General features: G+C 56.3%; 23 protein-coding genes. 12 read left to right on the top strand and 11 right to left on the bottom strand.

What is annotated here, in order from left to right:
• Positions 1 to 4 precede the first annotated feature (4 nt).
• The 4 genes from sufD (at position 5) to sufA (ending at position 3,468) form a co-directional block, all read left to right on the top strand.
• The gene (gene sufD, locus FHW37_RS23655; RefSeq protein WP_145640852.1) at positions 5 to 1,279 is read left to right on the top strand and encodes a Fe-S cluster assembly protein SufD; all 1,275 of its coding nucleotides are present in this window, start codon (positions 5 to 7) and stop codon (positions 1,277 to 1,279) included.
• Positions 1,280 to 1,362: 83 nt separating this feature from the next.
• Positions 1,363 to 2,607, top strand: a complete 1,245-nt coding sequence (locus FHW37_RS23650; RefSeq protein ID WP_145640850.1) for a cysteine desulfurase — start codon at positions 1,363 to 1,365, stop codon at positions 2,605 to 2,607.
• A gap of 10 nt (positions 2,608 to 2,617) precedes the next feature.
• On the top strand, positions 2,618 to 2,998 hold the full coding sequence (locus FHW37_RS23645; RefSeq protein WP_145640849.1) for an SUF system Fe-S cluster assembly protein: 381 nt from the start codon (positions 2,618 to 2,620) through the stop codon (positions 2,996 to 2,998).
• A 77-nt stretch (positions 2,999 to 3,075) separates the two neighbouring features.
• Positions 3,076 to 3,468, top strand: a complete 393-nt coding sequence (sufA, locus tag FHW37_RS23640) for a Fe-S cluster assembly scaffold SufA (RefSeq protein ID WP_145640847.1) — start codon at positions 3,076 to 3,078, stop codon at positions 3,466 to 3,468.
• A 58-nt stretch (positions 3,469 to 3,526) separates the two neighbouring features.
• On the opposite strand, the gene FHW37_RS23635 is transcribed toward sufA, so the two are convergent.
• Genes FHW37_RS23635 through FHW37_RS23625 form a run of 3 tightly spaced genes read right to left on the bottom strand, consistent with a single transcriptional unit; the run spans position 3,527 to position 6,765 of the window.
• Complete coding sequence (locus tag FHW37_RS23635) at positions 3,527 to 4,732, bottom strand: ABC transporter permease (protein WP_145640845.1); 1,206 nt, start codon at positions 4,730 to 4,732, stop codon at positions 3,527 to 3,529.
• The gene (locus tag FHW37_RS23630) at positions 4,722 to 5,462 is read right to left on the bottom strand and encodes an ABC transporter ATP-binding protein (protein ID WP_145640843.1); all 741 of its coding nucleotides are present in this window, start codon (positions 5,460 to 5,462) and stop codon (positions 4,722 to 4,724) included. The genes FHW37_RS23635 and FHW37_RS23630 overlap by 11 nt, the downstream gene beginning before the upstream one ends.
• Before the next feature lie 10 nt (positions 5,463 to 5,472).
• The gene (locus tag FHW37_RS23625; RefSeq protein WP_246690884.1) at positions 5,473 to 6,765 is read right to left on the bottom strand and encodes an efflux RND transporter periplasmic adaptor subunit; all 1,293 of its coding nucleotides are present in this window, start codon (positions 6,763 to 6,765) and stop codon (positions 5,473 to 5,475) included.
• Positions 6,766 to 7,030: 265 nt separating this feature from the next.
• On the opposite strand from FHW37_RS23625, the gene FHW37_RS23620 reads away from it, so the two are divergent.
• The gene (locus FHW37_RS23620; protein WP_145640840.1) at positions 7,031 to 7,291 is read left to right on the top strand and encodes a DUF2171 domain-containing protein; all 261 of its coding nucleotides are present in this window, start codon (positions 7,031 to 7,033) and stop codon (positions 7,289 to 7,291) included.
• A gap of 221 nt (positions 7,292 to 7,512) precedes the next feature.
• Here FHW37_RS23620 and FHW37_RS23615 read toward each other — a convergent pair whose 3' ends face one another.
• The 7 genes from FHW37_RS23615 to FHW37_RS23585 all read right to left on the bottom strand — a co-directional run bounded on the left by FHW37_RS23615 (position 7,513) and on the right by FHW37_RS23585 (position 13,415).
• Positions 7,513 to 7,701 (bottom strand): hypothetical protein, encoded by a 189-nt coding sequence (locus FHW37_RS23615; protein ID WP_145640838.1) that lies wholly within the window; start codon positions 7,699 to 7,701, stop codon positions 7,513 to 7,515.
• A 459-nt stretch (positions 7,702 to 8,160) separates the two neighbouring features.
• A complete protein-coding gene (locus FHW37_RS23610; RefSeq protein ID WP_145640837.1) occupies positions 8,161 to 8,406 on the bottom strand; it encodes a DUF982 domain-containing protein in 246 nt (81 codons plus the stop codon).
• Positions 8,403 to 8,642 (bottom strand): hypothetical protein, encoded by a 240-nt coding sequence (locus tag FHW37_RS23605; protein WP_145640835.1) that lies wholly within the window; start codon positions 8,640 to 8,642, stop codon positions 8,403 to 8,405. Before FHW37_RS23605 ends, FHW37_RS23610 begins: the two co-directional genes overlap by 4 nt.
• A 353-nt stretch (positions 8,643 to 8,995) precedes the next feature.
• On the bottom strand, positions 8,996 to 10,066 hold the full coding sequence (locus FHW37_RS23600; protein ID WP_145640833.1) for a hypothetical protein: 1,071 nt from the start codon (positions 10,064 to 10,066) through the stop codon (positions 8,996 to 8,998).
• Positions 10,067 to 10,285: 219 nt separating this feature from the next.
• Entirely contained in the window at positions 10,286 to 11,371 is a 1,086-nt protein-coding gene (locus tag FHW37_RS23595) for a GSCFA domain-containing protein (RefSeq protein WP_145640831.1), read from the bottom strand.
• The gene (locus FHW37_RS23590) at positions 11,368 to 12,081 is read right to left on the bottom strand and encodes a hypothetical protein (protein ID WP_145640830.1); all 714 of its coding nucleotides are present in this window, start codon (positions 12,079 to 12,081) and stop codon (positions 11,368 to 11,370) included. The genes FHW37_RS23595 and FHW37_RS23590 overlap by 4 nt, the downstream gene beginning before the upstream one ends.
• 551 nt (positions 12,082 to 12,632) lie before the next feature.
• On the bottom strand, positions 12,633 to 13,415 hold the full coding sequence (locus tag FHW37_RS23585) for an ABC transporter permease (RefSeq protein WP_246690883.1): 783 nt from the start codon (positions 13,413 to 13,415) through the stop codon (positions 12,633 to 12,635).
• Positions 13,416 to 14,006: 591 nt separating this feature from the next.
• On the opposite strand from FHW37_RS23585, the gene FHW37_RS23580 reads away from it, so the two are divergent.
• A complete protein-coding gene (locus tag FHW37_RS23580; RefSeq protein ID WP_145640828.1) occupies positions 14,007 to 15,494 on the top strand; it encodes a hypothetical protein in 1,488 nt (495 codons plus the stop codon).
• A gap of 944 nt (positions 15,495 to 16,438) precedes the next feature.
• On the opposite strand, the gene FHW37_RS23575 is transcribed toward FHW37_RS23580, so the two are convergent.
• A complete protein-coding gene (locus tag FHW37_RS23575; RefSeq protein WP_145640827.1) occupies positions 16,439 to 17,623 on the bottom strand; it encodes a tyrosine-type recombinase/integrase in 1,185 nt (394 codons plus the stop codon).
• Positions 17,624 to 17,657: 34 nt separating this feature from the next.
• Between FHW37_RS23575 and FHW37_RS34190 the strand changes: the two genes are divergently transcribed.
• The 6 genes from FHW37_RS34190 (at position 17,658) to FHW37_RS23550 (ending at position 21,899) form a co-directional block, all read left to right on the top strand.
• The gene (locus FHW37_RS34190) at positions 17,658 to 18,026 is read left to right on the top strand and encodes a helix-turn-helix domain-containing protein (RefSeq protein WP_246690882.1); all 369 of its coding nucleotides are present in this window, start codon (positions 17,658 to 17,660) and stop codon (positions 18,024 to 18,026) included.
• Positions 18,023 to 18,253, top strand: a complete 231-nt coding sequence (locus tag FHW37_RS23565; RefSeq protein WP_145640825.1) for a hypothetical protein — start codon at positions 18,023 to 18,025, stop codon at positions 18,251 to 18,253. The genes FHW37_RS34190 and FHW37_RS23565 overlap by 4 nt, the downstream gene beginning before the upstream one ends.
• 66 nt (positions 18,254 to 18,319) lie before the next feature.
• Positions 18,320 to 18,697 carry a hypothetical protein gene (locus tag FHW37_RS23560; RefSeq protein ID WP_145640823.1) on the top strand — a complete coding sequence of 126 codons (378 nt, stop codon included), beginning with the start codon at positions 18,320 to 18,322 and terminating at the stop codon, positions 18,695 to 18,697.
• Positions 18,694 to 18,975, top strand: a complete 282-nt coding sequence (locus tag FHW37_RS33695; RefSeq protein ID WP_186458381.1) for a hypothetical protein — start codon at positions 18,694 to 18,696, stop codon at positions 18,973 to 18,975. The genes FHW37_RS23560 and FHW37_RS33695 overlap by 4 nt, the downstream gene beginning before the upstream one ends.
• Entirely contained in the window at positions 18,947 to 21,169 is a 2,223-nt protein-coding gene (locus FHW37_RS23555) for a bifunctional DNA primase/polymerase (RefSeq protein WP_145640821.1), read from the top strand. The genes FHW37_RS33695 and FHW37_RS23555 overlap by 29 nt, the downstream gene beginning before the upstream one ends.
• A gap of 421 nt (positions 21,170 to 21,590) precedes the next feature.
• On the top strand, positions 21,591 to 21,899 hold the full coding sequence (locus FHW37_RS23550; protein WP_246690881.1) for a hypothetical protein: 309 nt from the start codon (positions 21,591 to 21,593) through the stop codon (positions 21,897 to 21,899).
• The last annotated feature ends 73 nt before the right edge of the window (positions 21,900 to 21,972 follow it).

Below are 21,972 nucleotides of genomic sequence, written 5' to 3'. Positions count from 1 at the left end.
TGTCATGAACATGCAGACGACGACCCGTCTGACGGCCGCCGAGACCGCATTGGTCGAGGCTTTCACCTCGCAGATCGGCGATCTGCCGGGCAATGGCGCCGTGATCGGCACCCGCGACCGGCTGCTCGACGACCTGAAAAAGGCCGGCCTTCCGACCCGCCGCATCGAGTCCTGGCACTACACGGATCTGAAGACGCTGCTGCGCGCCATTCCGGAACAGGCGGCCTCGGCCCCGGTTCAGGCCGCTGCCGCACTCGTCGAAGGTTCGCGCGTCCTGCCGGTTCTGCAGGGTGTTGCCGCCGCTGCCGAAAACCAGGACAACCTGTCGATTGCGGTCTTCAAGGATCAGCTCGCCGATGGTTCGGCAGTTTCCGGCCTGACGGCGCTCGACCAGCACGACGCGATCGGCCGGATCAACGGCAGCTTTGTGCGCGACGGTCTGGCGCTTGCCGTGCCGGCCGGTGCCGAACTGGCAGATCCGATCGAGTTGCAGGCTTCGCATGCCGGCGGCCAGATCCATACCCGTTTCCCGGCCTCCTTCGGTGCAGGTTCGAAAGCGACCATTATCGAACGTCACCGCACGGTGACCGAAGATTCCGCCTTCGTATCCTCGATCAGCGACATCGTGCTGGAAGACGGTGCAGACATCACCTGGATCGTCCTGCAGCAGCAGGGTGCAGCCGACACCCATCTTGGCCAGGTTCGCGTCAAGCTTGGCACTGATGCAAAGCTCAGGCTGTATGTCATCAATGGCGGTGGTAAGCTGGTACGCCAGGAACTGCGCATCGACGTGGTCGGTGAAGGCGCCGAACTGACGCTGCGCGGCGTCAACCTGCTTGGTGGCGACACGCATACGGACGTGACCCTGGTTCTCGGCCATAACGTGCCGCACACCAATTCGACGGAAATCATCCGCAACGTTGTGTTCGACAAGGCAAGCGGCGTTTTCCAGGGCATGATCCGGGTTGCACCCGATGCCCAGAAGACCGACGCCAAGATGGCCTGCAACACGCTGCTGATGTCCGACGACGGCGACTTTTCGGTCAAGCCGGAGCTGGAAATCTTTGCCGATGACGTGATCTGCGGCCATGGCGCTACGGTTGCCGATATCGACCGCAACCATCTTTTCTACCTGATGGCCCGCGGCGTACCGGAAAACAAGGCGCGCGCCATGCTGGTCAACGCCTTCGTCGCTGAGATCGTCGAGGAACTCGAGGAAGAAAAGCTCGTCGAGGCTCTGGAAGACGTCATCTCGACGTGGCTCGAAAAGCACGCCTGAGTGCGCATTGAAAACAGGCCTCCAAAATCGAGGCCTGTTTTACAGCCTGTCATGAAGAGAGCCTGATATCGAAAGGGCCTGACATGGATCAGATTACCCCTGCAACTACCTATGATGTAGAAGCCATCCGGCGGGATTTCCCGATCCTGTCGACGCTGGTGCATGGCAACAAGCCGCTGGTCTATCTCGACAACGGCGCCTCGGCCCAGAAGCCGCAGGTGGTGATCGACGCGATCGCGCATGCCTACTCCAGCGAATATGCCAACGTCCATCGCGGCCTGCATTTCCTTTCCAACGCGGCAACCGACGCCTATGAGGCGGCGCGCGAAAAGGTGCGGAAATTTCTGAATGCCGGTTCGGTGGACGATATCGTCTTCACCAAAAATTCCACCGAGGCGATCAACACGGTCGCTTATGGTTGGGGCATGCCGCATATCGGCGAGGGTGACGAGATCGTCGTGACGATCATGGAGCACCATTCCAACATCGTGCCCTGGCATTTCATTCGCGAGCGGCAGGGCGCCAAGCTGACCTGGGTCCCGGTCGACGACGAAGGCGCCTTCCATCTCGAAGATTTTGAGAAGTCGCTGACGGACAAGACCAAACTCGTCGCGATCACTCATATGTCGAATGCGCTCGGGACCGTGGTCCCGGTCAAGGAAGTCTGCCGCATTGCCCATGAGCGCGGTATTCCGGTTCTGGTCGATGGCAGCCAGAGCGCCGTCCACATGCCGATCGACGTCAAGGATATCGACTGCGACTGGTTCGTCATGACCGGACACAAGCTCTATGGTCCGTCCGGCATCGGCGTTCTCTACGGCAAGCCGGAGCGGCTGAAGGAGATGCGTCCCTTCCAGGGCGGTGGCGAGATGATCATCGACGTCACCGAGGACATCGTCACCTATAACGACCCGCCGCACCGTTTCGAAGCCGGCACACCGCCGATCGTCCAGGCGATCGGTCTCGGTTACGCGCTCGACTATATGGAAAAGGTCGGCCGTGCGGCAATCGCGGCCCACGAAACGGATCTGGCGGCTTACGCCACGGAACGTCTCCGGGCGGTGAATTCGCTCAAGATCATCGGCAATGCGCCCGGCAAGGGCGGCATCTTTTCCTTCGAGCTTGCCGGCATCCATGCCCATGACGTGTCGATGGTGATTGACCGGCGCGGCGTGGCGGTGCGTGCCGGCACCCATTGCGCCATGCCGCTCTTGAAACGTTTCGGCGTGACCTCCACATGCCGCGCATCGTTCGGCATGTACAATACCCGTGCCGAAGTCGATGCGCTGGCCGATGCGCTCGATTACGCCCGCAATTTCTTTGCCTGAGGAAATATCAATGGCTATGGACGAAGAGATACCGAAATGGGATGCCCGCGAAGGGATCATCCAGTCCGCAATCCCGGCGGACGAGGTCGCGCGCCTTTCCGATGATATCATCTCCGCGCTGAAGACGGTCTACGACCCGGAAATCCCGGCCGATATCTTTGAACTCGGCCTGATCTACAAGATCGATATCGAAGACGACCGGATGGTGAAGATCGTCATGACGCTGACTGCACCCGGCTGCCCGGTCGCCGGCGAAATGCCCGGCTGGGTCGAAAATGCCGTCGGCGCCATCGAGGGCGTTTCGGGCGTCGAGGTGGAAATGACCTTCGATCCGCCGTGGACGCCGGAGCGCATGTCGGAAGAGGCGCAGGTTGCGGTCGGATGGTATTGATCGGTTTACCCGCCGGGACTACATTTAGTGCATGAAACACCGGGCCTTGAACCCGGCTGTCGAAGGAGAATGGGCCGATGGGCTTTGCAGTGATGACCATGACGGATGCCGCCGCCGAGCGGGTCAAGGCGATCGTCGCCAATTCAGGTCCGGATGCCAAGGGTATCCGCGTCGGCATCAAGAAGGGCGGCTGCGCCGGTATGGAATATACGATCGATCTCGTCACCGAGGCAAATGCCAAGGATGACAGGATCGAGCGCGATGGCGTATCGGTCTGGATCGAACCTTCGGCGGTCCTTTATCTCCTTGGTACACAGATGGATTTCGAGACGACCAAGATGCGGTCGGGCTTCATCTTCGTGAACCCCAACCAGACCTCTGCCTGCGGCTGCGGTGAGTCGGTCGAACTCAAGCCGGCGGATCTCGCCGAACTTGCCCGTCAGCGCGAGATGGAAGCACGCGCCGTCTGAGGGCGATCTTTCAGCATTGAAAAAGAAGGGCCTTCGCGGCCCTTTTTGTTTGTCCGGATTATTCGTGGCGCAGGGCTTCGATCGGGTTGAGCTGTGCGGCCCGTCTTGCCGGGAAATACCCGAACACCATGCCGATCGCCGCCGAAAAGGCGAAGGCAAGCAGGATGATTGTCGGGCTTGGGACGAAGGGCACTCCGAGCAGGGTGACGACGCCATAAGCCAGCGCCATGCCAGTCAGGATGCCGGTGACGCCGCCGAAGATCGAGAGCATCACCGCCTCGACCAGAAACTGGGTCAGCACCTGGTTTTCAAGTGCCCCGATCGCAAGCCGAATGCCGATCTCGCGGGTTCGTTCGGTCACGGAAACCAGCATGATGTTCATGATGCCGATCCCGCCGACAAGCAGGCTGACGGCAGCAACCGCTCCCAGAAGGCCTGTCAGAAGCACCGTCGTACCGGTCATCGCAGCGGCGATCTGCGACATGTCGTTGACCGAAAAATCATCCTCGCGGCCGATGGCGATTTTTCGCCTTTCGCGCAGCAGGCTTTCTACGTCGGACTGCACCTTTGCGGTCGAGACGCCATCCTGCGCCGAAAGCACGATGCTCGAAATTGTCGTCGTGCCGCCGATCCGCCGCTGGTGCAGTTTCAGCGGCATGATGACCGTATCGTCCTGATCGTCGCCCATGCCGGACTGGCCCTTGACGGCCAGAACGCCAACGACCGGGCAGGCGACATTGCTGACGCGGATATTCTGGCCGACAGGATCGGCCGTGCCGAACAGCGTCTTGCGCACCGTTTCGCCGATAATGCATGCCGCCTGGCTGCCGCGATCCTCGCTCGGCACGAAAGTGCGGCCGAGCGTCAGGGTCCAGTCCTGGGCAATCAGATAGTCGTTGGTCGTGCCGATCGCGCTGGTGGAATGGTTGGCGCCGCCAGCGATCACAGTTGCTGTTCCACGGTTGATCGGGGCGACGGCGCGCAGGCCAGAGATCTGGTCGCGGATTGCCTCGATATCCTTGTCGTTGAAGCGCTTCGCCTCGGTGCTGGCGCGACCCGGTCCCCACTGGCCCGGACGCACGAAAAGCGTGTTGGTGCCGAGCTGTGACAGCTCGGCCTTCACCTTCGCCGTCGTGCCATTGCCGACCGTCACCATGGCGATGACGGCGGCGACACCGATGACGACGCCGAGCACGGTGAGGAAGGAGCGCAGCATGTTGCGGCTGATCGCCCGCCAGGCAAGTTTCGCAGCTTCAAACAGCACGGCTCGCCTCCTTCACATTAGGCTCGTCCGAGGCAAGGTGGCCGTCGACAAAACGCATCAACCGCGTTCCGTATTCGGCAATGTCCTCTTCATGCGTGACCATGATCACGGTAATGCCGTTCTCGCGGTTGAGCCGGGTGATCAGTTCCATGATCTCGATACTCGTCTTCGTGTCGAGATTGCCGGTCGGCTCGTCGGCGAGAAGCACGGCGGGATCGGTGACGATCGCGCGGGCGATCGCCACACGCTGCTGCTGGCCGCCGGACAGTTCCTGCGTCGTATGGTTTTCGCGGCCTTTCAGTCCCACCTGCGCCAGCGCTGCGATGGCGCGTCCGCGCCGCTCCTTGTGCGGCATGCCGCGATAAACCAATGGCAGCTCGACATTTTCGGCAGCGGATGTCCGAGCGAGAAGGTTGAACCCCTGGAAAACGAAACCGAGCATGTGCCGGCGCAGAAGCGTCCTCTGGGCGCGACTAAAACTGCTCGTCGGCACGCCCTGAAAGAGATATTCGCCGGACGTGGGTTCATCGAGGCCGCCAATGATGTTCATCGCCGTCGATTTACCCGAACCGGACGGCCCCATGATCGAGACGAATTCGCCGGGCATGATCGACAGATCGATCTTGTCGAGCGCGCGGATCGTTGCTTCGCCGCGGCCGTAAAATTTCGAGACCTTGTTGAAGGCGATCAGGGGAGCGTTGGCAGCGGAGTTGAGGGGAGATTGAGGCATGGCGTCAGCCTCAGCTCGTCCGCGCCTGGGAATCGGTGATCAGCTCATCGCCTTCCTTGAGCTCGCCGGATTTTAGCACGGTTGACTGGCCGTCCGTCGGGCCAGTCTCGACACGGATCCGCTGCGGTTCGCCGTTTCTCAACACCCATACGGCCCGCTCGCTGCCGGCCTTCTGGTCTACGCCGCCTCGATTGCCGCGTGGCGGCCGCGGTGGGCCGAACAGGCGCGAGAGAACACCGCCGCGTGGGCCGGAAGCTGTCACGGGAGGCGAATAGCGCAGGGCCGCATTCGGAATGAGGATTGCGTCGGAGACCGATTGAACGGTGATGTCGGCGGTCGCCGTCATGCCCGGCCGCAGCAGAAGGTCGGCATTGTCGACGGTGAGGATCGCCTTATAGGTAACGACGTTGGAAACAGTTTCGGAAGCGAATCGTACCGTCTGGATTGCCGCAGGAAAATGCCGGTCGGGATAGGCATCGACCGAAAAGCGTGCCGGCTGACCTTCCTGCACCTGGCCGACATCCGCCTCATCCACCGAGACCTGCAACTCCATCCGCCGCAGATCGCCGGCAATGGTGAAGAGAACCGGCGCATTCAGCGAGGACGCGACCGTCGCGCCCGGATCGACATCGCGCGTCAGCACGATGCCGTCGATCGGCGAGACGATCTTCAGCTTGGAGAGATTGACCTCGGCAAGCGTCAGATTGGCTTCCGCGGATAGAACCGCCGCTTCGTTGACCTCGATCGTCGCATTGGCGGCGTCATAGGCATATTTGGCGGCATCCAGATCCTGCTGACTGGAAATCCTGTTACTGACGAGGCCGGTGAGGCGGTCGAGCGAGGTCTTTGCCGAGGCGGCCTCTGCCTCTGCCTTCAATACATTCGCCTTGGCCGATGCGAGTGTGGCGCGAGCGCTCTGGATATCCGCTTCCTGCTTGTTGGTGTCGAGTTCCGCCAACACGTCGCCCGTCTTCACCGGGCTGTTATAAGTCACGTTGACCTTGCGGACCGTGCCTGACAATTCGCTGGATATGTCCACCTGGTCGGTCGGTTGGACCGATCCGGTCGCCGTCACGATGACGGCGAGATTGCCGCGCTTGGTAGGCTGGGTCGTATAGTCGTAACGGGGGGCGGCACTGCTGAAATGCAGATAGAAGCCAATCGCCGCGGCAAGAACGACAACGGTTGCCACCGGCCAGAAAAACCTGCGTCCGCGCCGCTTCTTGCCCGATGTCGCCAGGATGGCGGCAAGGTTCGGTGAGCTGGTCTTGGATGTCGGATCGGGATTGGCGTTGACGTTCAAATCGTTCCTCGCGATGGCGCGCTGATGGGGAAATGGAAGCCGGGCTATTTCGATAAGGACCGAATCGGCCGGAAGCATGACGGAAGGCTTGTTCCTGCAATCTCAATGACATGAATTGCGGGGGCGAGAAACTTAAATGTCGGTAAGCTGATCCGACACCAGCTTCGCTTTCCAATTGCCTTTCCAGCCGTAATTCTCACCCGCGGTCATGCATCCATTGGCAATCCCGCGCGTTGTCATGGCGCAACCAGCAAGGAGAGATCCCATGATCGACACCGCACGCATCAAGGAACATGCAGAAGTCATCGGCGCCGATGGTGTCCATATCGGCACTGTCGACCGCGTTGAAGGCAGCCGTATCAAGCTGACCAAGAAGGACAGCGGCGAGGGCAGCCATGAGGGCCACCATCATTTCATTCCGCTCGAGCTCGTTGCCGAAGTTGAAGGCGGAAGGGTGCGTCTGTCCGCAGATGGTGACGTCGCAGTCACTTTCGAGGAAGAAGACAGCGGCAAGGCCGTTCACTGACGCGTTTCGGCGCAAGACTGTTTACCGGCCTTGCGGCGCGTATCCGCGAATAAACCAATGGTTTGAAGCGCGCATGTGGAAACTTGGGGTTCCGGCGCGCTTTAAATTTGCCCGCAGGGATGCATCTGCCGGTAGCCCCTATCCGCATGCGGCACATGCAATGGAAGCGTCACAGAACGGCGATTCCATTGCATGATCTTCAGGGTAATCAGATACCGCCTCTATTTGATCGTTGGCGATGCAGCGGGAACGCCAAACCGCTCCGGAAGAAATGCAGTCTCCGTTGTCGGCCCACCCAGCCTGTCCGATTTTGCGGTCGATACGGGCAGCCAATGGCTCATCACCGCAACCGTGATGAAGCCACCGGCAAAGGCGGACAGGACTGCTGTCGAAAGATTTCGGATAGTCATCGCGGTCACTCCTCTTTTCAGCCAATGGTTTTCTGAAGGAGTTTTGCCTGCGTATCACGCACCGGGGATATCGGAATGCAATGTCCGGAAACGGCTGTTGAACGCCGGTCTTCTTATCTCATTGCCGACATTTGTGCCGGAGATGCAAGTATCTCGTCTCCGCCGAGCGAGCTGTCGGAGTATTTAAAAGCCAGAATGCTCAGGACACACGCAAACAGCAGAACAAATATCATTCTCATGCTGAACTCCTTCGGCAATTCAACGAGAATAAAAAGATAAGGTTCCAGAAGTGCAGTTTTCAAGCCGATATGCGCGTAAACTTACTGCGATCGGCCTGAAATATGATGTCGGAATAAAGGTGGGTTGCCAAGGTGCCGCAAGTCGCGGGCCGCGCTTGCACATGACTGGCTGAAGAGCAGGCTGATCGCCAACCCGCGAATAGATCGCAAGATCTGCTGTCTATGCCTGCAAAAGGACGCCAGCCTCGTTTGCGGCTTCGACGAAGGCCTGACGTGCTTCCTCCGGCTTGCGTTTACCGGCATCGACAGCGGCACAGATCGCGAGTGCCCGGTCGAGACAGGTTCCGTCTTCCGTCGGCCAATCCTCGATCATCGCCCAGGCTGCACCCTGAGTCGTTTCGATCACTGTTTTTTCAGGTGGCTCGCCGATCAGGACGATGACGGGCTTTTTCCAGGGCGTGTTCATGCCGGCGGGCCGCCGCCGGTCATGGCGAAATAGACGTAGACGAGGGCAAAGGCCGCAATCACGCCGATGAGCACCAGCAAACGCTTGAGCCACATCGGTGTCTGCCGTGGCGGCTTGACCGGTTCCCGTTTCTTGAATTTGATGACGTTGTTGTTCATGCGATTATTCGTAAACACAAACGCGGACGGATGCACCACATTCGTCGCTGCAATCGGCCGATAAAGCCGCTTAATCACCAGAAATTCAAACAGGATATTGAATTGAATGGTGAGAGCGATGGGGCTCGAGCCTGTTGGCCTTTTCCCGTTGCACTAATGTATTTTGACTTGAATTATGGCCCAATGAGAGAAACATGCGCAGCGCTATTCAGGATGAGAGTCCTTTATGAAAGCTGTCACAATTGACGGCATTTGCAGATGGGCGTCGCCTCTACCGATGGGGCGCCTCCATATTCTTGCCCCGGTGCGCAATCCGCGGCTACCAAGAACACAGCGACCCGGAGCCGCTGGCGCGAACTCAAATCTAGATGCGGCTTGAGGATAAGCTTAATAGTGCGGAATGCTTAAACTACGCAGCCCAGCTGACGAGGCTATTTATTCAACGAAAATTCGATTGAGACATTGTTTATGCCAGTGCGTATTGAAAACCCGGAATATCCGAGATTGTCGCAACACCACTTTAGAAAATCTGCGAGATTTTCCTCCGTAAAGAAGCTGAAGTGAGGCCGAATGTCTTCAGCGACCATATCCTCCCGAGTACGCTTGTAGCGATTAACGTACTTGTCGTACTGCCAGGGCTGGGGGCGGGACAGGTCTGAATCCAGCAAGGAAACCCATTCGCTGAGCGTCGTGGGCTCATTGAACATGAAGTCGAAGCAACCCTTTATCGCGGGAACGATCCCGAGAACCCGACCTTTTTCGCTTAGTCGTGAGTGCCATAGGCGAAAATGGCCTAGTGGGTTCGGGAGATGCTCAACCATATGCGCAGAGAATATGAAATCCAACTCTCCCAAGTCGTCAGGTATTTCATGAGCGCTCCCCACGCGGTAAGATTTCCACAGGGTTTCCGCGTCTTGCAGGATGGGACTGTAGCCATGGTTGTATTTGAGGTAAGTTTCCTGACCATAGCGCTCCAAATATGTCACTTCCGTCGTGTCTGATTGTTTCACGCGCGGATTAGGTCCTGGCCCAATCTCTACTCCTCTGCCGGTCGCTAGGGCGTAGAATTTGTCATGCGTTATATTTTGCATCACACCAAGCGTAACAGATTGGGTGTTCGTTACGGGTGCGTCAATTACCAAGTCGTAAACATTCATCCCATCCGGCTTGTAAGGCACGAAAACGGGAACTGGTGTCCGGTTGAATGTGAAGCTCGATCGAGCTGCAATCTCTTGCGTTGATGGTAGAACGAAACTGATATCGAGGCTATCGTAGTCCGCTGTCGAAGCTCCCACCCAGCCAAGGTTGGTTTGGAAATTCCGCAGCGGATACCAATGCGATGCGCCGGGAAGTCTTATGGAGGCGCCTGGTGCTAAACTCAGCGCGTTATAGGACCCCATCTGTGGAGAAACTGTTGCAGCGCTCAGTCCTGCAATTTTCACATCCCCGGTGGTCACGTAAAATGGTTGGTCCCCATTTCGTGCCAAAAACCAAAGATTCATGGTGGCTGATCCGATTTCGCAAGGCTGATAGAGACAGGCTGCAGAGAGCGCCTGCGTTCTCCTGCCTCATATCAGCTCCACGGATTCTGGGCTAGTCTGTTGATTTCCACAGAAAGATGAACCGCTCCCGATGTTTTCGTTGAAAATTATCCTCGTTCCAATGAACGCGCCGGTTCGCCAGCAGCTCGAGAATAAGCTCTTCTAGAAATTCCACGGCGGCTAGTTATCTATTGCCTCTTCATCGCAGAGGATTTCTATTAAGCGCTCCATCTCTGCATGCCTGTCGGCTGGCGATGTCGCGGTTGACTGCTGGAATGAAGAAGAAGTCTCACCAACGGCATAATGCGAAAAAAAGACCTCCATGACATGTGCTACGCCAGATTCTTCTATCGAACGCATGTCGTTGGCAAAGTATTGCCCCCCGCATTGTGGAGAGGTTATTATTTCGAACGATGGGAAATAGTCAACAAAATCATATGTATTTCGCATCTCTTCGGCCGCAACTCTAAGGACGGATTTCGAATATACCGTAGATTGAAGCACATGTCTCTGCTCGTAAGTTGCGTTAAGCGGGACAGGAGATACCGTGAGCAATATCTTTATCTTAGGATTGACTGCTCTGATCCGGTCAATTGAGTAAGACATGTCATCGATTGTTTCTCTGACATTGAAATTCTTGAACTCGTGAATATCGGGTTCAAATACGCCTCCCGCCACGCCTGGCGCAATTGGAAAAACGGCGCCGTCTCGCTTGTCTACCCAAGCTTCTGTAAGGCCAAGGGTGAAAACGAAAACATCCGCTTGTTCTATGGCATTGCGAACGGCGACCAAGTGATGCCTGCGATCAAGGTCGAGTTCGTGGATGCTGATGAATCCGTCTGGCTCGACTTGCGGACGGAAGGGGTCAATAAAAATGCCATCCTTCTTTTGCCAATATGCGCTGATCGGAGAAAATCGATCATATGCGCGATCAATCAACTGGCGTAACTGACGCGCCGTGTAAATATTTCCGTAACGAGCGCTGAAGCTTTCGTAATTGAAGGTTGCTGCGTTAGCATCATCCCAGCTTGTAACCGAAAATATCGGGTGAATCTTTTCCGTCTGTAGGAAGTTAAAGCCGCGTTTCTTTATGTGTCTAGCAAGATGCTGGGCAAAGCAACTTCCGGCGGATACTATTTTTGTATCGATGTCTATTGTGAAGCGTGTGGATGATACAGGGTCCAGGCCATTGATGAAATTGCTTCCGAAGGATTTTTTCCAAAATTGATAATCCGGCAGCCCAATGTATGGATGTGCTTTTTTCATTTCAGGCCTCTGAGTATTTCCGCCAATTCATCAAGCATAATATTGCCATATCTGGCATTGGCGTGCCCCGGATCAGGGAAACAGTAATCTGGAGCTAGGAAGCCCTTGTCTGAGGTTGCCTCTGGCGGGAACGGAATGAAGTCAATTCCATGCTCGGCGCACGATTCTACATACATCGAGCTTTGCAGTTTCCATAATTTGAGGCGAATATTTGCTGGCGTTATGCCGGCACTTAGTGCTTCAACAAATGGGCCTGGGTACTTCCTAATATGGTCCTCGCTCTCAATCGGCGGCGGAGGTTCCAAAAGTATCATCTTTTCCCGCGTCATGGGACGCAGGATATTCAACATCCGAAGTTGTTCTCGGATACCATTTCGGAAGCTTCTGCTTATCTGCATGAATGGGATTATGCGCCTTGTTTCATCAACTCGCTCATCGAATGAAGGATAGACGAAATCAAATGGCTCAGCATGCTCGACCAAGGCCAGTGTGTTATACCAGTTCCCCCAAAGTGAAAGAACCACTAAACTTGCCTGGGTTAGCCTTTCGCGAAAAAAATCAGGATCGAATTGCTTCTGGAAGAAGCCTCCATTTTCCAGTCGCGGGTTTAGGCGGTCAATATGGAATGTGACTGGGCCTTTATAATCCGCAAGTGCCGCCCTAATGGCGTCTGTATTACTCATTCCGATTATGTAGACGTCGATTGTCATTGCTCTTCCTCTGTCGCCTCACCGGTACATCGTCAGGCTACAAGTGACAACATCTAAGCACGGATAACCACCATGTCCGCGCCCACTGTGCGGTCGAATTCGTCGCATCTTCCCGCCGGCATACTTGCCTGCCAAGCTTTATTACCTAGCTGATAATTAGGCATCTTCCGTGCGAGGAAGACTCTTCCCTACAAGGGTGAAGTAGGTTTTTCTAATAATTGGCGAGCGCCATTCTTACATTAGTTTTCACCGTGGCCGTCGCGCTTCTGGGGCTTTGCGGAAGTGCGTCTTGCTGAATGTACGGGAGCGCAGCCACGCGCTTTCTTCATAGTCTTACCTGCGCCGATTGACATTGATCGCAAGGTTGAGATGCCGCCGAAGATGCGCATTCCCAGCTCAAGGTAGCTTTCAAACAAAATGATTCAACTTGGGTTGTCACCCTGGCTGCAAAGACTGAGGTAATTATGCGCCGACGCTCGATCCAATTGCTGTCATTTGCCAAGAAGGGGGGCGACTTTCCGCTGCGCAAATGTATGGAATGGCGACGCGAGTCAAACCCTGTAATTGCGCAATACTCTTTCAAGCATCAACCCGGCCAGGAGTAGGCAGATGCTGCACGTCACCATATAGGACATCGAAAACAAGTGTGTTGGATATGTCGAGTAAAACCCAATTCTGAAAAGTGCAACGAAGTGCATCATCGGGTTCCATACAATTATGTTCTTGACAATGGGTGGCATATATTCCGGTATAAAAAATACCGCGCTGGTGAAGATCTGAATGCGCGCAAAGGCAGACCAAATCATCTTGTAAAGGGGGAAGACGTGGATGATGAATGAGTTGGCTATGCCTATGCCAAAAGAGAAAACAGTTAGAAAAAATATTGCTTCAACTACGGCGAGTGGATTTACGGGAATAGCAAATCTGGACAATCCAACAGCATAGATTCCAGCGAAAAAGGCAGAGAACAGCATTATGTAGGAAAAAACCTCTACTGTTGCTCGAGCCAAGGAATAATCAAGCGCCTCTATGGTCGGAATATTCGTCACGGATTTAGATGCTTCGATCCCGCCGGCTGCTCGAATGCTGATCGTTCGAAAGTAAAGAACTGGCAGAATGCCAGTAGCAATAAATACCAGCAGGCTATCGCCGATCAAAAGCTGGCGATGGAGAAACGTAAAGATGATCCAGTGGCCAACGATAAAAAACAAAGCTTCAAGCAAATCAAATAGTTGATTGAAGGCGAATTTACTGTTGCGCAGCCTGATCTCGCGCAGGGTTAGCGCGATTACGACGCGAATCTGGCGGTTCAATCCAATTAAAAACAATTCCATCGATGAAATTTCACTCCGGAGTCAGCCTTTGGATCGGCCCATTAGATTGAGTTTTTGTCGGCAGAATGGCCAGATAAGAAAATCTCGTTCATGGCAATTTAGCCCATTACGAGCGCCAGAGCCAGCAGAACTGCTGTTGGTGTATAGATCCCATCGCATAAGGGTCCTGTAAGCCTTTTTGAGCTTTTGCGGACGTGCAGCTTGGTCACTTTGAACAAAGGGAAGCGAAAGCCAGCCCCTCTGGAAAAAAAGTTTCAAGAGCTCGAACTTTCGCTTTCGTCCGTTAGGTCAAATACCAATTGAACGCGAGCGCGAAAGCGATGCAGCATATCGCTCCCAATTGTCTCGGCCAGTTTTACCCTCATAGGCTAATCACAAGGTGGCGGTTACGCCACCCCACATCTCATTGAATGGCAGAAACGGCACGCCCGCCTTTCGATGTGACGTCGTCATGACGTAGTGTCGCGCGATTACGCAGCGTCATGTTTATAGATGTGATAACGTGTCTGTTGATTTTACCGAATATTGAATGATTGACATCGAGCGACGTGAAACGCCAATTGCAGATTTGATAAGGTTGGCAGCGATTTGATGAAGCTTAGCGGAAACTGGCAGGCAGCATGGGACTGGTTCGTTGCCAGAAAGCAGCAGGCCGCCCTTGATGCGGCTGCTGAACAGATCAAGTCGGGCAATCTCAGGGGCGCAATCAAGATTTTAGAGGAAACGCTGCCCCGGTTGAGAGATCGCACGACGCGAGCCTTGGTTTTGCAGCGGCTGGTGAAGGTCCGCCTGCAGCTCGCCCACAGGCTGACCCGAGCGGAGAAGTCGCGTGCGGCACAACGGGAATTCCGGGCGACGATGCGATTGGTCAGCAGAGAGGTAACAAGCGGCGCATTGTCACCTGGGAAAGCCATATCCCTGATCGGATTTACGCTTGAGCGCCTGACGCATTACAAGCAGACGGCCTGGATTTCCGAATTGCGTGTAACAGCTCCTCCCGCGGCCAAACAGGCCGTTTCGGCAGCGAAGCATCTTGAGGCGATGACTCTCGCAAGTTCTCTTTCGCCTGTGTCTGCGCATCAGCTCGTGGGCGACATTGCCGCTGAGGCGATGCCGATGGCATGGTGGATGACCATGCATGATCTTCTTTACCGGCAAGGTCTGGTCCGCGCGGCTGTGGCGGCAAAACAGGCGGCCGCTAGCTCGTTTCTGGCAAAAAGCAACGCTTCGCCAAATGGAGCGATGCAGCTTGCCGCAGCGGTTTGCCTTGATGATCGAGACCGCATCGAAACGGTAATTGAAGCCGTCAACGATCCTGTGTTGAAACGTGACGGATTGCTGGCGCTTGGCGAAGTCGACCGGGCCCGCGACCTCCACGCCTCGATGCAGTCGGCATCCGATCGTCGGTTCTCACGGTGGATTGGGCGGAGATCGGTTGCCGTTGTTGGGCCAGCACGCAACAGGCTGGGTAGTGGAGAAGCGATCGACGCGCATGACCGCGTTGTGCGCACAAACTTCATCGCTAATGATGCGTTTCGCGCGGCGGGATCAATGATCGGCACACGCACTGATGCTGCATATTACAACAGCATCTTTCTGGAGAGACAGCCTGAAGCGATCGCCAGAACATTGAGAGAGGAAAACGTCGATTTTGCGATGCTACGCACGCAAATCGAGCGAATGCGTATCGCGTGGCAGACAAGGGGGCACCGCACCCGCTCTTATTATTTCTCACCCTCGATATTCATGGGACGAGGGTTTGCGATGCGCCATATCCTGCATGATCTGGCGTTGATGCCAGTTGGGCAAATTACCTGCTACGGCTCAGATTTTTTTCTCGGTGCCGATAGCCATTTCTCCGGCTATGCCGCTTGGCGGCATGCCTTCGAACATGCTGAAAGCTACATCGTTCACGATCCGCTCGATTGCTGGCGTTTTATGAAGCGCCTGCTGAATGCGGGTCTGATGAAGGCAGATGCTGTTCTCGATGAAATCCTCAATCTCGAAGAGCTGGAATTCATACTTGCTCTTGAGCGCCGGTTCGAAGGGCGCATGTTTGTCTCGTCCAGCGGTCCGTAAACAGAAACGGCTGCCATTCCCGGACAGTTTTAAATTTGGACTTTGGCGCGCAATCCCATTTTTTGCTGGCTTTGGTGCGCGAAGAAAAATAACGGCTCCGCCGCCAGCACTTCCTGCCCCGGACATAGTATAGAGCAACGGATTAATTGTCTGCCAATTGCCCGGGGAGACCCTCTGGGCGACACTGATATCTCTGCCCTGCTGGAAGGGGAAAGGTGCCGCGGATGTCGTCTGTCCTGCCGACGCCGTATAGATTCGGTAAAGGCTGTCAGGCTGGATTGGTAGGACCACGCTCATGAAGCGCCCCGTCTCTTGGATGGGCCGATGATTTCATGCGGGGAGTTTGGTCACCTGGTATCAGGGCGGTGCGGATACGAGCATGGCGGTTTAGTGCTCGACCTTTGAAAGCCTCTGCTCGAAATCGGCGAGCCTGCCTTTAAGAGATTGATTCTCTTGCTGCAGGCTCTCGATCTCTCAAGCCTGAATTTTTACCAGATCATCAACAGAGTGGAGTAGGCCGTTAATCGATCGACGCTGGTCCGATTGGCGATTTATGATTTCCGCATGGTCGTTGATCGTGTCGTTCTGTTCGTTATGCAGGCACGTGAGCCACTGGACTGCGCCATTCACGGATGATTAAAAATCGTAACGGACGCTCTGAATACAGGCGCTCGCCTGCGACGTGCCCAGAAACATTTCTAGAAAAAAGTACCCACACAGTGCCCTCTATGGTGAACGCGGCATCTCAGCGGGTTTGGAATGTCCTCGCAAGAGTGCGATTTCCGTGTGAATAAATCTAGTCGCAAAAAGTCACATGAAATCGGCTAACTAGTTGAATTTAATGGTGAGAGCGATGGGGCTCGAACCCATGACCTACTGATTAAAAGTCATTATGTCATGCCGTGTTTTGCAGGTCATGTAGAGTGTAATGTGCCGCACATGTGTCATTCTGTTTTTGCAAGCGTTGCCGCGATCTTGTCGAATGCGGACTGATGATCGTCGGACGGAAAAAGGTGACCGTAACGGTTCATAGTGATGGCATAGGATGCGTGACCGGCAAGGGTCTGAACCGCCTTTGGCTGAAGGCCTGCCTCGATCCATGTAGATACGGCATAGTGCCTAAGGGCGTGCCAACCTATCGGTTCGACATCTGCCGCAATAAATAGCGGGGTCCAGTTTCGCTTCATGTAATTGGTGTGTCGAGTGAAGCCTCCGCGAGAATCCGGGAAGACAAACCCGTCATTTTCCTTTTGCTTTGAACGATCGCGCCAGGCGGCAAGCTGTTCGACTATCGCCTTGCCGATAGGCACTGTTCGCATGCCGGCGGAGCTTTTGGTTACGTCGATGTTGCCGAAGGCATCCACTCGGCTGTCGACTGTGACTTTTCCCGCTTGCAGATCGACCCTAGACCACTTCAGTGCCCACTGTTCGGAAGCGCGGAGGCCAGTAGCTGCGGCAAACTGTATTCGAATTTTGAAATCCGGCTGAGCAGCTTTCAGGAGAGCGGCGAGATCAGCTTTAGCTGGTGGCGTCACGCGTTCGGAGTCCTCATCGCGGGTGCCGATTACCCGAATGCCCTTGGCAACGTTCATTGTTGCCATGTCGCTCTCAACTGCATGCTTTAGTATCCGTGACAATGTACCTAAAACTCTCCGAGTGGTCACAATACCGGCGCCATGCTTCCGCATGTCGTCGCGAAATTTGATCACCCTTGCTGCGGTCAAGTCGGATAGCTTGATACTACCAATCCCGCCTTTGAAGTTGATCGTGTCTTTGCGCACAATGCCAGGCCGTCGCAGCACGTATTCGTTCAGCGGGTCGATATAGTTTTCGCAGTGCTGGCGAGTTGTTCGAAGATAGGTTTCCGTCACCTTCTCTTTACGATCGGCACGTTCGGTCATGTACTCGCAGAACGCCTTGCAAGCTGCCGCGACGTCGGATTTGTCGGCTAGTGCACGATAAGTGCCCGCTCGCGTAGTGCCTTGCAACTCGCCGAGCCTAGTTTCTGCATCACGTTTGAGGCTGAACTGCTCGCGGTGCCGCTTTCCGAACCGATCGGTGAAGTCGAGTTGCCACGCCTCGTGTTTGCCGCTCGCGTTAGCCCAGCTACGCTTCTTGATTTTTGCCATGTGACCTCTTGATCGTGAGTCACATGATGGCTCCTTGGCACATGAATTTCAAGCGTGGGCGGCGGTCTACGTAACTAGCGGGATTTTTGGGGTTGTCGGGGGAATTTGCGACCACCAGCGTAATAATCACGTTGCGCATATCCAATGTGAACAGCAGCGTCGGGTCATCATTACCGCTAGAAGAGGAGAATTCATGACACTGTTAAGCGATGAGATTATCGACGGCGACCTTCTGATGGGAGCGCCAGCGATTGCCAAATTCCTCGGGGTGACCCAGCGTCAAGTCTACCGTCTGACTTATGAAAAGATAGTACCGCACTTCAAACTCGGTGGCACCGTTGCTGCTCGGCGTTCTTCTTTGTCGGCATGGATGAAGCAGGCCGAAGCGAGGGCTGCGGCATGACAGAAATGATCGACCGTGTCGCCTGTGCGCTTGCAGACAATCTCGGGGACGGGCTGGCATGGGAACACTACCGCGACCAGGCAGCTGCCGCAATTCGAGCGATGAAAAAGCCGACTGACGAAATGACAGCGACGTGCGGCAATGGCGATTGCGGTGTATGGGCGCCGGCCGCATGGCTCAACTACATCACCGCAGCTCTCGGCGACTACCCAGTCAGCGCCGCCTAACTCAACGCAATTTTGCACTCAGTAGACTCAACACCATAGCCGGACGTCGCGCCGGAAGGAGGACTTTTGCGCCCACAGATTAGCATCGGGAACGATCTCCCCATCGCCATCAAGCTACCCACCCATGAGGAATTCGACCAGAAATGGATAGGATGGCGCGTTTGGGCCGTCGACCTGCATCGCGAAACCGACGGCAACCTGCGCCTCTGCGTATTCGCCGATCATGCAAACGGAAGCAAGCAGCCGTCGACGGTCTTCGAATTCCTGCTCGGTCCACTTGGGCGGACAGCGTCGCCAAAGCTCGTAGCATTCGCGGCAGCCTGCGGGATGCGCGGATTCATCACGTCGGTCGACCAACTGGAGGGCCGCTACTTTTCAACCAGGAACAGCGGCAAGCGATCGATCGACTTCGGCCCGCTTTCAAATGCGCTGGCTGCGGCATGAAGATCGAGAACCTCCAACCCGCCGCTCACCCTGGCGGCGGGACGATGGCGCTGGTCGCCACGTTCGACCTGCAGATCACCGGTGACGTCCGAATATGTGGCATGCGCTTACTCCGCGCGCCGGATGGACGAATGCTAACCTACGCGCCAACCGCGGTGGGCGGTCGCCGATCGGTGACATTCTCGCCAGCCACGACAGCCGCAATCACTGAAGCAGCATCTCAGCAGTTCATGGAGCGCGTTACCGCCTATGTTTCCACTACCACAAACGCCGCCTAATTCTGCGCCGACCGCACAACAGACGGCCATCGCATTCGCAGAGCAGGGCTGGCCTTGCTTCCCGTGCCGCCATGAAGCCGAGGACGTTTACGACCCCCACACCGGCGAACTCGAAGAGCGTGGGCCCAAGACCCCGCTGACGGCCAATGGTGTTCATGGCGCGTACAAGAAGCCAGAGGTAGTTGAGCGCGCCTGGGGACGATACCCCAGTGCGATGATTGGCCTGCCGACCGGATCGCCGACGGGCTTCTTCGTGCTCGACATCGACGCCAAGCCGGGCGCAGCAAACGGATTCGACTGGCTCGCTGCCATGGAGGCCGAGCACGGCCCACTGCCCGAGACGGCGCGCGTCACGACGCCGAACGGCGGGATGCACGTCTACTTTAGGCACGATGATGGAGTCCGCAACCGCGGCGCTCTTGGCGCCGGGGTCGATATCCGAGGCGAGGGCGGCTACGTCATCGGCGCCGGCAGTGCTATGGGTGATGGTCGCCGCTACGACTGGGCCGACGATGTCCGCGAGATCGCAGAGGCGCCCGCGTGGTTGCTGGATCTCGTGAAGCCCAAAAAGATAGAGGCGGGCTCCACGTATTTGCCGACCGCTGCTGGGACTTACAGCGCCTACGTTGACGCCGCTGTTGAGCGAGAGCTCGCAGATCTTGCCCGCGCGCCAATGGGCAACCGCAACAACAGCTTGAACGATGCGGCATTCAACCTTGGCCAGTGGGTAGGTGGCGGTCACGTCAGCGAAAGCGATGCACGCGCCTGGCTGCAGGATGTTGCCCGTGGATGGGGACGAGATTGGGCTCGATGCGTCAAGACGATCGAGAACGGCTTGAAGGCCGGCATTCTCAGCCCCCGGCATCCGCCCGAGCCGGATTTTCAAACGGACAATACCCCACCGCTGGATCCGGAGGTCGTCAAGAGGTTCGTCGAGAACAGCCTTCGGAAGCAGGCGGAGAGGGGTATGCCGACAAATCAGCAGACCCCCACCGCGGCCAACGACAACAAGGCGGCCACACTCTCTATTCGAGAGTGGACCGTCGATCGATACGTCGGAGAAGCGCCGCCAGTAAAATGGTTAGTTGACGGGGTCATTCCTTTGGGAGTGCCTGGCATGGTGTCTGCGGCTGGTGACACTGGAAAATCATTCGCTCTTCTGGAGCTTCATCGCCGCATCGCGTTTGGCGAGAGCCTCTACAGCTCCCCCATTTTCGGAGGGAAGGTTGCTGTCGAAGGAACATCGGTGATGATCACATCTGAAGATGACGCGAACGAGGTGCACCGGCGCGTGAGCGCTTTGGATGCCAAAGGTGAGCGCTTCTCTGAACTCGGCAAGAAGATGATCGTGGTTCCGCTCCCCTCGGCGGGTGGGGCTCGGGCTTTCTGGCGGGAGGATCGAAAGCTTGGCCTCGTCGAGACGGACGAGTTCAAACGCGTATGCGAGCAGCTCGCGGACATAGACGATCTCCGACTGGTGACGTTCGATCCGCTGGCGAGTTTTGCACACCTTCCGATCAATGAGGATCCAACGGCTGGCCAGTTTGTCTGCTCGTCGTTAGCGCGCCTGGCTGCTGAGACAGAGGCAACGATCCTTACAGCCCACCACATGCGCAAGAGCTCGAAACCGATCGAGAACCTCAGTGACGCCCGCGAGGCGATACGAGGCAGCACGGCGCTCGTTGACGGCCTTCGTGTTGTTTACTCGATGTGGCCTGCAGATGAGGCCAAGGCAAAGGCAGCCTGCAAGCAGATCGGGGTGCCGTGGGAGCCAAACCGGATTGTTCTCGGCGGTATCGTCAAGGCTAACGGTCCGGCACGGCGAATCCTCAGTACGTACGCCCGAAACGAGTACGGGCTTCTTATCGATAAGACTGCCGGGGCGGGGGCGTCTGCATTCGATCAAGGCGACCTGCGCGGCGCGCTTGTCGTGGCGATTGCAGCTGCGGCTGAGGCGGGCTCGCCCTTCACGAAGACCGGAGTCAGTGGTGTGTACGAGATGCGCGAGAGATTGCCGGAGGAATTGAGAAGGCTGGCAAGAAACAAGATCGAAACACTCGCTGAACAAGCGCTGGAGAGGGGTGAGGTGGTGCGGGCAGCTGGGCGAGGAGAGAAAACAGCGAAGTGGCTGGACGTTCCGGGCGGTAATTTCGCGATTGGCCTTGGGTACTTCACGGCCGGTGCACCGAGGTGAAGGCTGGCCGCAAGCGCAATTTGCGCAGACGGGTGTCCCCAATTTTGGGGAGACCACCGATTCTAAGAGACAGGCCGGCCCTCGGCACGAATGTGTACCGGTCAAAGGCGTGGCCGCCCCAAGAACGATATCGGTATCCCGATATTGGCCCCATGAATCTCATTCCCAACAGCACTTGGGAACGGGCGTTCCCAGTGGGAATGGGAACGGAAAACGTAACTAAAACAACGAAATTACGTTCCCATTCCCAACGTTCCCAAAATCACTTGGGAACGGCTAAGTATCTGGAAACAAATGCATTCCCACGTTCCCAATTTTTCCCCTCTAAAGAGGGGGAGGCGGTGGGAACGCCATCCCCTTTGGGAGTGGGATGTAAACTGACCGGCCCAGCCGGATGAAACTCTCCAGACACGGAGACAACATGAAACCCACACAGCAGACAGTACGCATCAGAGGCGTCCGCACGATCATCCGCACTTCAGCCAAAGGCAAGGTAACGACCAAGCCCGCGCTGCCGAAGGAGTGGGAGCTTCAAGCCGCTCAGGTTCGTGCTCTGCGGGCGATGCCGGAATACGGCAAGCAGTTCCTGTTAGCCGGTGATCAGAACGCAGCCAAGCGCGGCCCGCGTGCCCAAGCCGAAGCCGTTGCGGCAGGCATGACCACCGGTGAGGCTGACATGCGGATATATCTGCCGGGCGGCCAGCTCCGTATAGCGCGGCAATCAGGATAAGACGCGGGCGACAATCTGGATGAGATTCTTAGGTCGCGGTCGGGATCAAGTTATCACGCTGATTGTCGCTGAC

Source organism: Neorhizobium alkalisoli (genome assembly GCF_007829835.1).
Lineage (GTDB): Bacteria > Pseudomonadota > Alphaproteobacteria > Rhizobiales > Rhizobiaceae > Neorhizobium.
The sequence above is the reverse complement of the archived record's forward strand: the minus strand, read 5'-3'. Positions and strand labels throughout refer to the sequence as shown.